10 protein-coding genes are annotated in these 14,639 nt (G+C 35.0%); 6 read left to right on the top strand and 4 right to left on the bottom strand.

Annotation, left to right across the window (positions count from 1 at the left end):
- Positions 1 to 3 precede the first annotated feature (3 nt).
- The 3 genes from EGI24_RS19740 to EGI24_RS19730 all read right to left on the bottom strand — a co-directional run bounded on the left by EGI24_RS19740 (position 4) and on the right by EGI24_RS19730 (position 4,223).
- Complete coding sequence (locus EGI24_RS19740) at positions 4 to 528, bottom strand: hypothetical protein (RefSeq protein WP_255050326.1); 525 nt, start codon at positions 526 to 528, stop codon at positions 4 to 6.
- A gap of 108 nt (positions 529 to 636) precedes the next feature.
- Entirely contained in the window at positions 637 to 2,883 is a 2,247-nt protein-coding gene (locus EGI24_RS19735) for a fused MFS/spermidine synthase (protein WP_255050325.1), read from the bottom strand.
- Positions 2,884 to 3,152: 269 nt separating this feature from the next.
- A complete protein-coding gene (locus EGI24_RS19730; RefSeq protein WP_255050324.1) occupies positions 3,153 to 4,223 on the bottom strand; it encodes a serine hydrolase in 1,071 nt (356 codons plus the stop codon).
- 309 nt (positions 4,224 to 4,532) lie between these two features.
- On the opposite strand from EGI24_RS19730, the gene EGI24_RS19725 reads away from it, so the two are divergent.
- Entirely contained in the window at positions 4,533 to 5,513 is a 981-nt protein-coding gene (locus EGI24_RS19725; RefSeq protein ID WP_255050323.1) for an exo-alpha-sialidase, read from the top strand.
- Positions 5,514 to 5,743: 230 nt separating this feature from the next.
- On the opposite strand, the gene EGI24_RS19720 is transcribed toward EGI24_RS19725, so the two are convergent.
- Positions 5,744 to 7,312: a hypothetical protein gene (locus EGI24_RS19720; protein WP_255050322.1), complete on the bottom strand. Its 1,569-nt coding sequence runs from the start codon at positions 7,310 to 7,312 to the stop codon at positions 5,744 to 5,746.
- 397 nt (positions 7,313 to 7,709) lie between these two features.
- Here EGI24_RS19720 and EGI24_RS19715 point away from each other — a divergent pair, with 397 nt between their 5' ends.
- The 5 genes from EGI24_RS19715 to EGI24_RS19695 all read left to right on the top strand — a co-directional run bounded on the left by EGI24_RS19715 (position 7,710) and on the right by EGI24_RS19695 (position 14,581).
- On the top strand, positions 7,710 to 8,612 hold the full coding sequence (locus EGI24_RS19715; RefSeq protein WP_255050321.1) for a pentapeptide repeat-containing protein: 903 nt from the start codon (positions 7,710 to 7,712) through the stop codon (positions 8,610 to 8,612).
- Position 8,613: 1 nt separating this feature from the next.
- Positions 8,614 to 9,321: a nucleotidyltransferase domain-containing protein gene (locus EGI24_RS19710; protein WP_255050320.1), complete on the top strand. Its 708-nt coding sequence runs from the start codon at positions 8,614 to 8,616 to the stop codon at positions 9,319 to 9,321.
- Positions 9,293 to 9,700, top strand: coding sequence for a hypothetical protein (locus tag EGI24_RS19705; RefSeq protein WP_255050319.1), 408 nt, complete (start codon positions 9,293 to 9,295; stop codon positions 9,698 to 9,700). Before EGI24_RS19710 ends, EGI24_RS19705 begins: the two co-directional genes overlap by 29 nt.
- Positions 9,701 to 10,090: 390 nt before the next feature.
- Positions 10,091 to 13,240, top strand: a complete 3,150-nt coding sequence (locus EGI24_RS19700) for a VPS10 domain-containing protein (RefSeq protein WP_255050318.1) — start codon at positions 10,091 to 10,093, stop codon at positions 13,238 to 13,240.
- 642 nt (positions 13,241 to 13,882) lie between these two features.
- On the top strand, positions 13,883 to 14,581 hold the full coding sequence (locus tag EGI24_RS19695) for a YafY family protein (protein ID WP_255050317.1): 699 nt from the start codon (positions 13,883 to 13,885) through the stop codon (positions 14,579 to 14,581).
- The last annotated feature ends 58 nt before the right edge of the window (positions 14,582 to 14,639 follow it).

Raw genomic sequence — 14,639 nt, 5'->3', positions numbered from 1 at the left:
AACTTATTTCCAAAGTTTAACTCCCTCATATATTTTAGATTGCGTATAAAGCCTAACACCCAACAATTTCCATTCTAAAATTCCATAAACCAAATATTTAAATGTGTCTTTATCACTGGTTTTTAAAACACTGATTTTTATTGGTTTCCAATGAGTACCTATCACCAAACCCGTTGTACCAGAATATGCACTTATCGGCGTATTGATTTCAGAATGGGGTATTTTGCCATAATTAAGGGCCAAATCGTATTTTGTAACTATCTGATCTTCAAGTATAAAATGAGCAAACTTAACTGAATTCTGCTCTAAACTATCTTTGATGGCAAAATTGAATGTTTTTATTTGATATAACTTAGCTGCATTACCCTCTGACTTGGATCCACCAACAAAAGACAAGAGTCCAAATACAAAAACTACACTACCAAAACCGCCTATGTGATTTCTAGCAACTTTAACAAATTTAAAGCAGGCAATTAAAAAATAAATCAGGAGGCCAAGATTTAGTAAACCCCAAATTAGGTGGAGCATTAGAAAGTTAATTTTACTTTATTTAAAAATCTGCATTCAAATTAACCAAATTCTCAAAGAAAGACAAAGTATGGTCAAATTGGTCGTTAATAATATTTGACCTGTCGATTATTTTACCTGATACTCATCTTTGGGCCACATATCTGTGTTAATATCTTTATTATCAAGCAATTTTCCTTCTTGAATGATTTTCAAAGTATTCAGGAAATTATTCATAATGGCCTTGGCATCTATATCGGCTCTTTTATAAAACGCCTCAGAAAAAGGCTCATCAAATCTATTTAAAATAACTTTTCTGTCAAAATTAATGGGCGAATCAGAACCTAAATAGAGCGATTCTTGGATTTCATAAACATAAGGAAAAACTACCCTAAAACTCCTTTTGATTCTTTCAGTTGGTGCCCATGTTACAGCATAACCTTTGGGTTTTAGTTTTGATTTTAAAAGACTAAAATATTCCACTGAATAGAGATTTCCAGCGTAGGACGATCTGGGCCGGAGAGCATCCGCTTCCAAAACATCATATTTCTGGCTGGAGCTTTGAATTTCCTTTCTGCCATCCTCTAACTTTAAGGCCAGTCTTTTATCATTTAAAATAAAATAAGCCGAACTATCCTGGGTTCTCTTTACATATTCAAAAAGTACACTTGGCTGACTCTTGATAACTTCCCAACAAACCAATTCTGTGGTACTTGCTCTGCCTGAAGCACCATAGAGTGTTCCAGCAGAACCCAAACCAATTATTCCTATTCGCTCAGGATTAGGATGCAAAAATGCTGGTACTGCACCTAACATGATATGAAAATAGTCCGTCTTCATTGGAAAATGACTTTGACCAAGGCCATTTATAAAAACTGTGGAATTTTCCTCCCCAATTTTTATGGAAGACAAAGCCGTTTTATCTTCACTAAAAATAAAATCAGTCTCCTCATTTACACCAGAAACCACCCTCCAAAAATCTTGTTTTTCTGGAACTAAAAACACCAAAACTAGCAATACAAAGCTCATCAAAGCTGCATTTATTTTGCTTAAGTACTGTTGATAACCAAGTATGGCTATATAGATAAAACCCGTAAGTAGAAGTAACTTTAAAGTTAAGGAGGTTCCCAGTATTTCGAAACCTATCAAGGAAGCAAACCATGCACCAGCGGTTGAGCCAGCGATATTAATAAATTGTAAAGTGCCAAGTTTTTTCCCCACCAAAGAAAAGTCGTTTTGGATGATATTCTGCGAAACACTGAAACTAAAACCCATAATAAAAGTGGGAATGGACATCAAAAAAATTGGAATGATAAGCATGGTTATTAACCGCAACTTAAAACTTGGTATTTCCTCATATCCTTCAAAATAACCTCTTAATGGCTCAAGAAAACCAATATTTTCCACAGAAAAATAAAGCAAAGCTATACTCACTGCCACATAGGAATATAATGTGATTTGAATCCATAAAAAAGTTTTGAGTTTTCCTTTCTTGTATTTCTTATTGAATATCACGCCTAACCAAGTACCTATGGCCATTGAGCCCAAATAAATGGTGAGAATAATAGAAAACGTAACCGCGTAAGACTTCATCATTACATCTATCATTCTAAACCAAATGATTTCTAATGAAATAGCGGTGAAACCAGAAATAAAATACTGAATTAACCAAAATTTGAAAGGCACATTTAACTCTTCTTCGTACAATTTATCTGTCAATGGTGCTTTTTCATCTTGCTTGCTTGCTTCTCTTTTAACTAGGTAATTAAAAAGCAAAACTGAGAGCCCACAGAAGAAATTCAAACCTGCAGCTACATAAATAGCTTTTTCAAAACCCATATTGGGTATTAAGTAGAAAGAAGTAATAAAAGTACCGATAGCAGCTCCAAGCGTATTGGTAAAATACAATAAGCTTATAAAGTTACCTTGATTTCCGATGTTCTTGAAAGCCTTGGATAGCAAGGGTAGCGATACGCCCATCAAAAAAGTTGGAACCAAAAGTAACAAAAACAAAATCATGTACAAGTATATCGAACCAAGCTGAAAACTACTATTTTCCACAAATAGCCAATCATAAAAAATGCTTTTGCTAAAAAAAGCAAAGATTCCAATACCTATTTCGGCCAAAAAGAAATAAAATACGTGTTTTCCTTGCTGAAGCCTGTCAGACAGATAGCCTCCTGCCAAGTAACCTATCCCTAAACCAGCCATAAAAGCAGATACAATCAAACTGATATTGACCGAGCTGATGCCAGTAAAAAAAGCAAGCCAACGTTGCCAAATAACCTGATAAACCAGAGCTGCAAAACCAGAAAAGAAGTAAATTGAAATTAAAAACAATGCAGTTAAATTTCTGCTTTTAGGATTAGAATTCATTGAGGCCTTTTGTAGAAATATTATGAAAGACCAAAATAAACATTTTTATTGTTGGAGATAAAACTCTAGATGATTTTTTTGTTAAAAGAGGCTAAAATATTAAGTAAACCCAATATTTCACCGGTTTCAAATTTGATTAAATACAATCAAATATAAAATTTAGCTATCTTACTTTAAATTGGTTGGAAATCTGTAAAATAGTATATTGAAATTAATTGCTATCTAAAAGGCTACCCAATAGTAGTTTGCCTATGAAGTTAATCCAAAAATTACTTTATGACCGCATTAATTTTATCCCAAAGAGCCTTATCGAAGCCAGAAACTGCAAAATATGGATTTGCTTTATCGGCGGCATTGCCCATTCTGATTATCACCATCTTCTTGCTCGGAATTACATAAATCCGCTGGTCTTCGGCACCCATAGCCGCATACATATCTGATGGAGCATTCGAAACCAACATGCCCGGAAACACCGTTTGAGAGCTCGGCACCATATAATTGTTTTTTCCATTTAGCCACCACAAATAGCCATAAGATGGATTGATATTTTGTGAAGAATTTACACTTTCTTTGAAAAACGATTCATTCAAAATTTGCTCATCTTTCCATTTACCATTGTTGAGGGCCAATAGGCCAAACCTCGCCATACTGCGGGTATTGCTTTGGTACAGCTTAAAAATAAGTCCCATATTCCATTTACCTTCCATCCCTATTTTATTTTTGAGTTTGGCTTCGAAATACGATTCAAAACTTTGGTCGCTACTTTCAGACACCACGTCCATTAATTTCTGAAAAACATTCCCATAAGCCCATCGTTTACCAGCATCTGCCACATAATTGAGGTTTGATTTAATGACCAATTGATTTTCGTCATTAAGACCGGTCGTCATAGTCAACAAATGTCTGGTGGTAATTAAATTTTCTTTTTCTAAAGGCTCATTGGTCCAACCTGTTCCTAAATATTGCGATGCTTTGTCGTTGATGTTCAACAATCCTTCTTGTTGAGCTATTCCTGTTGTAGCTGAAACCAAGGTTTTACCTGCACTATTCCAAGCCCAAGAGGTGCTTGCAGTATGTCCATTAAAATACTCCTCCATCACGATTCTACCATTTACCAAAATCATAAACGACTTAGAGTTTTTCTCTACCAGAAAATCTTTCAAAGGCTTTACTGCATTTTCGTTCCATCCTAAGCTTGCCAATGAGGTGGTTTCCCAAGCATTGCCTGATTTGGCGGGAAAATACATTTCGCCTGGTGGTGTTGGTTCTGAATCATCTTCGGGTTTTTCACAAGAAAAAAATGGAATTAAAAGTAGTAAAGTAAGAATCTGGACTTTCATAAATTTTCAATTTGGCTTTCTCATAAAGCTTCGACAATAATTTAGCCAAAAGGTTTAATTGAAATCTATAAATTATGATCGATTCCTTGACTGGGAAATGAAATGGAGTCTTCGAAATACTGATTTGAATGACTATTTTTCACTTGTTTTCCAGCTTGTGTTTTAGTATTTTTATCCTAAATAGATCAGTAGTACGGCGAATTACCTATAAGAATTTACAATTGCTTTACATTTTTTTACAAAATAAGCAAATGTCCCAAAATAAATAAGCATACTTTTATCCCATTATTTCACGAAACCAATTTTGTAATGAACACGGTCAAGGTATCTTTCCTAATCATTTTTCAATATTTAGTTTTTCTTTTCTTCGGAATAAATTTCCCTGGAGAAGATCCAACTTTTCTAAAAACAACTGCAAAGGATGTAAAAAACGTAATTATCCAATCGGTTGATTATGGTAACACTTGGCAAGACATTAGCAATGGCTTGCCGGCAAATCTAGAGAATACAGAGTTTTTTGTAAATAATAATGGCCTTTTTTACTACTCTGAAAAAGCGATGTATCATAGAAATGCAAATGTATTGTCACCAGGCTGGAAAAAAGAATATGCTGTAGACAAGCTTGGTTCAGTGTCGGTTTGCAAATCTGGAATGTATGCTGTTACATACGACGGAAAAATTTCGAAATTTGATTCCAAAACAAATGGTTGGTCGCCTTCATTTTCAAACTTTGGGCGAAGCATGCTAAGAACCATTTTCGAGACACAAAAAAACACCTTTCTAATAGGCTCTGATAGTGGATTGTATAGATCCATTGATGGTGGAAAAACATGGAAACAAGTGATTGATGGCTGGTCAATAAAAATGGTGGAGTCAAATGGCGTGTTGGTGGCAACGAGTCAAAAAGGCATTATTCGCTCTACAGACGATGGCCAAACCTGGAAAACGGTTATTAGCGAAGGTGGCGTAGGAATAGATGTGGCGATTATTAAGGGCGGATTTGCGGCCATTAGCTACAACACCACATCAAAAACTCGACGAGTAAGAACCAGCTACGATGCAGGAAAAACCTGGCAAGCTATTGATGCTGGTCTTCCTCCCCACGATTTAATCGCAAACGTTTTACAAGTGGATGATTACCTATTTGTAGGTCACCCAAAAGGTATTTACAAATCTGCAGATAAAGGAAAGAATTGGACACTCATTTCGCCTTCAATAGAGGACAAAATATATAATCTGTACGTTTCAGGAAAAGCCATTTATGCCTTTCCTAGAACTGGTGGATGTTGAATTGCTTGTGAAAATTAGGATTTGAGGCTTTTCGAATTCGAAGTATTTCAATTATTGAATTTGCCCAATGTTTGGTGTTTACGCCCAAAAGAATTTTCGCAAGAACTCCGATTAAGAAACGTTCGTCCGACTATAACAGCAGGTTTAGAAACGGTTTCTTTAATTTCAAGTATCTTCATCTTTTGTATTTGTAAAGTTTCAAAAGTGGACTTTCATAGCCTGAAGAATTATTAATTCTCTGTTACTTTTACATTTCTAAACATATAGGCATTATCACTTAAGCGAATAGCTTTACCACTTGAGGCATTTACATTCTTGAGAAGAACCTCTTTGGTAATTTGATAATGGAATTTTTCTAAATAGCTATCATCCTTCATTTCTGGATTAAAATCCATAAAAATGGCGGGTCCTGGATAGGATGCGGATAGTTTAGCGTCATCAATTTTGAGGTTTTCTATCCATATTTTAGTCGGCATGGTGCAGGGATATCCAAAATCATGTGAGCCAGAATTGTATCCAGCAATGAGTTGAACTTTTTCCTGGGTATTTTCACGTGGGACAAAAAGACAATTACGGATAATTAAGTCTCCGTCCCAAGAACTGCCGTAATCATTTCTTAAATTCACGATACTCCCTCCTCTTATGATGGTGTTTTCTACCAAAAAAATACCACTTCCTATGGCATTAATGCCCATGTGACCCAATGTTGAATTTCGTATGGTTGCATTGGCAACTCCCTGATGAGCGTCAAATCGAGAAAGTTTACAGCCATCATACAATAGGTTTTTACAGAAATTCGAGCCTAATATTCCCCAATATTTACGGTCGTCGATGTCGTTGGTTTGGGTACAATTAATAAAAGAAACATTTAAAGCTCTGTTTACCAAGAGGTCATAAGAACCCATAGACACAGGCTTCCCGGCATTGCCGATGGTTTCGTAGGTTTTGTGACCCGTTAAAATGCAATTTTCAACTTTTACAAAACAACATTCGCTAATGTGTATAAAACCGCCATAAGGAGCACCTTGATCTCTTTCATCTACAACTTCATGATGTAAGCGAGAAACGACAACATTGGAACGTTTTATAGCCAAATTTCGACTATAATAATTGTATTTAGATGGTTCTTTATTGGCAATCGTTTTAAACCTCCCTCCTGTTATGGTCAATCTATTTTCGTCTATAGGTAATGCAGTTACATCCGTAATTTGGTCAAAATCCCAAATAATTGGAGCAGATTGATCAACATATCCGTTTTTATCAACTAAGAAAATATCTGTTTGGTCGCTGCCATTATTCTGGTTTAGCCCAAAACGAATATAGTGTTTCACCTTAGTATTCGTTACGGATATAAGGCTTCTTTGCGTTAGATTAACTGCAATTTTGGTCTGGTTTCGTTTTAAAGATGAAATACCTTCAATTTTCTCGGCTTTCATTTTAGAACTTACCAAAAAGACCGAACTTGTTCTGTTTTCCACATTTGAATCATCAATAATAAAACTCGCATTGCCAAAATCAGTATCTGTTTGAATGATAGCTGTACGGTCTTTACCTCCAATATAATATGTAGCCCCTTCATCGGCTTTTACTTTGAGATTATGCTCATTTGCATAGGCGTGAGCTGCCAATATGGCTTCGATATCATCTGTTTTACCATCGCCCTTTGCTCCAAAATCACTGTATTTTACTGTTTTGGTTTTGTGGTTGGCTTTTGGCGATTGTTTAATACTTAATGGGATAAAGGTATAGTGGCTTGTAAAAAGATTACAGATAAAAAACAGAAAATAGAAAAGTTTCATAATCTTCAAGGATTGGGATAAAATTATCATTCAAAGATAAAAAACTAAAATTAAGGAATTAGCTCTCAAAAAAAACACATTTAAGATATTTATTGACTTCTACGATATCCTACCAAAAGGACATAATTCATGAAGTAGCTATTGCAGATTTGATAAAAATTATGGCTTTCAAAAATATTATTTTAATTGAAAAATATTGCCACAAAATAATGATGTTAAAACTCGCATTTTCCTGCGAAATCAAATATGATTTTGGTCGAATTTGATCTTATAGTTAATTAAATATTCGACTTAAACAAGGCCTGCAAATTTTGCTTAAGTATTATTTAGGTAATGAAAAATTATTCGGATATTTTTGTAACAAGATACTTGTTTTTCAAATTTTATTAATTAAGGAATGGACAACGATATTACTGTTTTTTTTACTAATCAGGAAGAGGAAAGCTCACCACATAATTTCGTATTCCGAGACCAGAGCATGCTCCACTCAAATAGAAATCAAAAGAAATTAATTTCTGATAAAAAACTGCATTTCGCAACCTTTGAAAATATTAGTTTCTTAAATTTGAAGTTTCTTAATTGTACATTTAAGCATTGCAAATATGACAACTTATATGCTAGAGAAGTAACCTTTGAGAACGTAGACTTTACAGGTACATTTTTTGTCAACTGTAACTTCGACAATATAAAGCTAATTAATTGTAATATTCGGCATTGCCGTTTTCAAAACTGTATTATTCCAGTAAATGAGATTATCAATTCTCTACCACCAGAATCAAATTTAAAGAAAAAGTTAGCCACAAATTTAAAAGTAAATTTTCAAAACTTGGGGATTCAGAATGAATCTGATAAGTTTTTAGATATTGAAATAAAGGCAGAGATTGGTAACCTAAATTCAATTATCATAAGTGATTCAGATTACTATAAAATGAATTTTCAGACATTCGATCGTATCATTGCAGTCCTAAAACTTTGTCTATTAAGATTTGAAATTTTTGTTTGGGGATATGGCCACAAAGTTAAAAATTTATTAATTTCTTACACAGTAATATTGTTGGTTTACAGTTTATTAATGACTTTATTACAAATAAAATTTTCAAACAATTCTCAAGAGGTGCCTCAACCTATAAACTTCTTTGATGCCCTAAGGTTGTCTTTTGCAACTTCTGTAAACTTTTCTAATATAGCTTTCAAACCGACAGATACCAAAGGTGAAATTTTCTTAACATTGATTAGTTTTACAGGTATATTGTACATGGGATTGCTTTCAGCGACTTTTTATCGAAAAATATCAAAATAGAATGACTTCAAATATTATAAAAAGCATAGTTCTATTTGGTTCTGCTGCAAAAAAAGAAAATGATATTAACTCTGATATTGACTTATGTGCAATTATAGATGATAAATATAATGAATCAGATACAACTCTTCTTGAAATAAAGAACCTAACAAATAACAGCGAAATTATAGAAAATACGGACTCAATTGCAATCTATAAGGAATCATCATTAGATAAAATGTTAGATTATGGTTCTTTATTTTTATGGCACTTAAAGCTTGAAGGCAGAGTTCTTTATGGAGACAACTATTTGCATAAAAAGTTCAATAGACTAAAAAATTTCAATAATCACTTAAGAGAAATTGAGTATATTATTGATATTTTCAACAACATTACTGAATCTCAAAACAGAATAGGAAATATTCCAATATTTGATATAAGTATTTATTTTACTCTGTTAAGAAATGCATCGATTCTTGTTAGTCATAAAGCGAATCTGCCAAGGTTTGGAAGAATAGATTGTTTTTTAGTAACTCTAAATCAAATAGATGGGATACCAATAAGTTTAGCAGTTTATGAGTCCATGTTGAGAGATAAATTAAAATACGAAAGGGGTATTGAAAACCTAAAGTCAAGTTTAAAATTTAATCAAAACTTTAAAAATGATATTTATGCTACACTTTTAAAAATTAAGGAATACATTGAAAAACAAAATTCTAATAATATTTGATAACCTTGAGGATGCCATAAAAGCATCTTTTCAAGAAAAATTTAAATTTGGTTATAAAGAGAGAGTAATAATCGAAAGAAATTTATTTGCTCTTTTGCTTATTTTGTCTGAAATAGAGGATTTAAATATTAACAGTTTTTCTTCTTCAAAGTTAGATGATTACATGTCGAAATACCAAGAGGATAAAAAGAATTCATATTATCAAATAATTAAAGATATCTTTGAAATCAAAATCTTTCTTCAAAAGTTAAGTTCTGCAAGTTCCTATGTTCAGGGTGATTTATTGTTAAACTTGGGTTTATCCAAAAATAGAACTTACCCTTTCATTAATAGGAAAATTAGTAAAATCAAGAAGCGAATGTTGAATATTATTTTATAAATTTTCTGGTTCAAATTTTTATCTTTTTTCTACGAAACCCATTTTCTGTCATTTTGCCAATTTAGAAGCCGCAAAGTCAGAAGTTCCAAGCTGACCTTAAATTTTGGTCTGAACAATCTCAACTTCTCAGAATCAATATTGATCGCCTCACTTACTATACTAATATTCTTCTTTCTAAGACTTTTTCACTAAACTTGTAAACAGAAATTAAAATTAAATACGTGTCTTATATAAATACAATAATAGTTCTAAAAAAGACAAGCATAAAAATATCAATAACCTAAAAATATTTAACTATTTTTATCCATTCAATAGCTTCAATTCAGAAGTTTGACCATTAACCTGACTAACCATAAACATTTCAAAAACAAAAAGACCATTTTAAATTTTATGAAAAAACTCGCCTCTATCCTATTTTTTTTCTTCTCCCTTTCTGCATTTTCCCAATCTTTTCCAGATTTCCAAAAGGATAGCTCCTTGTTTAATAATCTAAAATTTAGAAATATAGGCCCGTTTAGAGGTGGTCGCTCAGTGTGTGCCACTGGCGTAGTTAATGACCCTCAAACCTATTATATGGGTACAACCGGTGGTGGACTTTGGAAAACCAACGATGCAGGCCATCAATGGAAGAATGTGTCAGATGGCTATTTTAAAACGGGTACTGTTGGGGCCGTTGCTGTAGCTGAAAATGACGCCAATGTGGTATATGTGGGCATGGGCGAACACGCACCAAGAGGTGTGATGACGAGTTTTGGCGATGGCGTGTATAAAAGCACCGACGCAGGACAAACTTGGAAAAACATGGGCCTAATAAAAACCCAACACATATCTAGAATTGTAATACATCCAAAAAATGAAGACATTCTTTTGGTGGGTGCACAAGGGCCTCTTCATGGACCATCGGCCGAGCGTGGCATATTTAAAAGCACCGATGGCGGAAAAAACTGGACTAAAACCTTGTATATCAATGAAACCACAGGCTGTAGCGAATTGTCTCTCGACCCTACCAATCCACGGATCATTTATGCTGCCATGTGGGACCACGGTCGTAAACCTTGGGAAGTAAAAAGTGGCGGACCTGGAAGCGGGTTTTATAAATCTACTGATGGCGGCGACACTTGGGTGAAATTAACAGAAGGATTGCCAAAATTATTGGGCAAAACTGCCATAGCCATGTGTCCATCAAACCCTCAAAAAGTGTATGCACTTTTAGAAGCTGACTGGGAGAAAAATGAAGGAGGCCTGTATGTATCTATGAATGGTGGTAAAAAATGGTCTCTGGTAAGTGGCGACCACAGACTGATTCAAAGGTCTTGGTACTATATCGAGCTATTTGTTGACCCCAACAATGACCTAAATGTGTATATCATGAGTGCTCCAGCTTTGAATAGCACCGACGGCGGTGTTACCTGGTCCAACATGTCGGGTACGCATGGCGACTACCATGATTTGTGGATCAATCCAAAAAACAGCAAAAACATGATTATAGCTGACGATGGCGGTGCAGCGGTTAGCTTCAATGGCGGCAGTAGCTGGTCGCACCAAGATATGGCCACGGCACAAGTCTATAGAATAAATACCGACAACTTGCTTCCGTATAACATTTATGTAGGCCAGCAAGACAATACCTCTGTCAAAATACCTTCATGGAATATCAGCGGAAGCAGTATCGAACGCAAAGACTGGGAATATTCTGCAGGTGGCGAAAGTGCCTTTTTGGCTTTTGATCCAAACAATCCAAGATATGTTTTGGGTGGCAGTTATCAAGGTACAATCGAGGTATTAGACACTAGAAATAAAAGTTCTGTAAATGTAATGGCAGCCCCAATACAATATTTGGGCAAAGACGCCAAAGACATGAAATACCGATTTAATTGGAATGCCCCTATCATTTGTAGTATTCATGACCCCAAGGTGTTTTACCATGGCTCACAAATGCTTCTTGAAACCAGTGACCTAGGCAAAACATGGCGTGAAGCCTCACCAGATTTGACCAGAAACGAAAAGGCTAAGCAAGGAAAAGCCGGAGTACCTTTTACCAACGAAGCCGTAGGTGCAGAAAACTACGGAACGCTCACTTACATCGCCGAATCTGCCCTAGAAAAAGGCGTAATTTACACAGGTAGCGACGATGGCTTGGTACAAGTGACCACAGACAATGGCAAAACATGGAAAAATGTAACACCTGCAGGCTTAGAAGAATGCCAAATAAATGCCATCGAAGTTTCGCCCCATAGCAAATCAACGGTATATATTGCCACCAACAGATACAAATTCAACGACCATAAACCTGGCTTTTACAAATCGACAGACTATGGTAAAACTTGGATAAAAATCAACAATGGTTTGCCCGAAAATAGCATTTCTAGGGTTATTAGAGAAGATAATGTTCAGAAAGACTTGCTATTTGCAGGCACAGAAAATGCCCTTTATTACTCGACCGACGGCGGTGGAAACTGGAAAACCTTCCAATTAAATCTGCCTGTGTGCCCAATAACAGACTTGAAGATTCATAAAAATGCCTTAATAGCGGGTACTTCAGGAAGGTCGATTTGGATATTGGATGACCTGAATTTGCTGAGACAGTTGCTGAAAGAAACTCCCAAAAAACACAAGCTATTTTCACCTCAAAACCAATGGATTACTGCTAGTGGCAGCGTGATGAATCAGGCCATAATAGACTTTAAGGGCGAAGGTCAAAGTGCGGGTATCAACCCTGCCACGGGTTTGGTTTTGAACTATTATGTATCAAAAACAGATTCGGTAAAGAAAATTAGCCTAAACATACTTGATAGCAATGGCAAAAACCTAAGAACCTTAAGCTCAGAGGCCAATCCTGACTTTAAAAAATACGATGGAGGTCCAAGTGCTGAGCCCAAACTTCCAAAAAACAAGGGCTTAAACAGGTTTGTGTGGGATATGCGTACAAATAACTTACCTGGCATACCAGACGTGTATATCGAAGGAAGCTACCGAGGGTACAAATTGGCTGAAGGCAAGTATCAAATACAATTGATCATCGACAAAGACACCCTAAAAACCCAAGCAGAATTGCTTTCGCATCCTGATTTGAAAGACACAAATATCGAAAAAGCAGACTATTTAAAAACCATGGCTCAAATGCACACCAACATCAAAGATATGCATGAGATGATCAATGAGTTGTATAAAAAACAACTACAATTGAGCAAATTAAAGAGCACGCTTACCAAAAAGTCTGCTGATTCAAAATTGATTGCTGCTGTAGATTCATTGATAAAAGACCTCAAAGCTTGGGACGAAGCCTTGGTGCAGCGTAAGTCAAAAGCCTATGATGACGTAGAGAACTTTCCGAATAAATTCACCTCAGACTATCTCTATCTCATCAACCAAACCGAGAACGACTGGTATCGCTTGAATCAGCCCTCAATAGATTTGAGAGCCCAAATGGACCCACAATGGCAAAGTTTTAAAGAAAAAGGCCTTAAAATTAAGAACGAGCGATTACCAGAGCTGAACAAAAAGCTTTGGGAAGCCAATTATGGGGCGGTTTGGGAGTAGGTTTAGGGCTTAGGTTAGATTTAATTATGCAATAAATCGTATGGATTAGGAATTTTGCTTTAAATAGATAGGTTCTTTAAGCGATTTAGAAAAGAGAAATAGTGTAAGGTATGTTAATCATATCTTGCACTATTTTTTTAAGATGCACCACTTACATTTACTCCTTTGTTGAAAAAATTAATTCCAAATCAGTATGCTTGATTTGTTTTCAATTTTATTTAGTTCTTCATTTACTTTTGTTATGAGCAAAGCATCTATTTCTTGTATTCGTTTCTTGTTTAAGGGTATTCTGTAGGAATATGCACATTCAATATAGCGAACCACTTTATCTGAAAACTGCTTTCTAATAGTATGCTATTTCATAAATTAAAATAATAATTGAAATTGAAAATTTCACATTCTTGTGAATTTATAATAAGATTGTCCTTCGATTAGACATAAAGTCAAAAGCAAATTAATGCCGAATTACAACTACACAAAAAATTTAGTGTTTTTACTCATAATCATCCTCCAATGGTTGAATCAAGGAATATTAATTTTTAAATATCAACCCCAACAAACAATACCAAATTTATTCTAAAGACTCCTGACATACCCTTGTCATTTGTATCTTTTATTTTTGTATAAAAGAAATAAAATCAAATGCAGGACAAGGACACCAAACGCCTTTCTAGACTTGTGGCCATACTTACATCATTGCAATCCAAGAGGTTGATCACAGCCACTTATTTGGCCGAGAAATTCGGAGTGAGTGTGAGGACCATTTACCGCGACATTAGAGCCTTGGAACAAAGCGGTGTGCCCATCATAACCGAAGACGGCAAAGGCTATTGCCTCATGGAAGGCTACAAAATTCCTCCCGTAATGTTTTCTGAAGCACAGGCCAATGCCCTAATATTGGCCGAACAACTGGTTTTAAAGAGCAGAGACAGCTCATTGATTAAAGATTATGCCGAAGCCATCGATAAGGTAAAGGCTGTTTTAAGACAATCAGAGAAAGATAAAGCTAACTTGCTTTCATTAAGAACAAAATTCAGAAAACTTGATAACTTTGAAATAAAGAGTCAAATTTTATCTTCCTTGCAAATTGCACTTACTAATTTTTTACTCGTGAAATTTGATTACATCAATGCAGAGAATAAAGAAAGTAAACGAACTGTCGAGCCTTTTGCTTTATTACACATTACAGAAGGCTGGTTATTGGTAGGTTTTTGTTATTTACGAAAAGAATTTCGCTATTTCCGCTTGGATAGAATTCAGCAATTGCAAATTCAACGAGAAAAATTTACCCCTCACAAAATGACCCTTCAAGAATTTTTTGAAAAATATCATGAGCATTAAATACCCCTGACATAAGGTTGTCCTGAGCTCACATTTTCTTTGTGGCATCATTAATTAA

Source organism: Lacihabitans sp. CS3-21 (genome assembly GCF_024343675.1).
GTDB lineage: Bacteria > Bacteroidota > Bacteroidia > Cytophagales > Spirosomataceae > Leadbetterella.
Note: the sequence above shows the minus strand (reverse complement) of the source record. Positions and strands in the feature narration are given on the sequence as shown.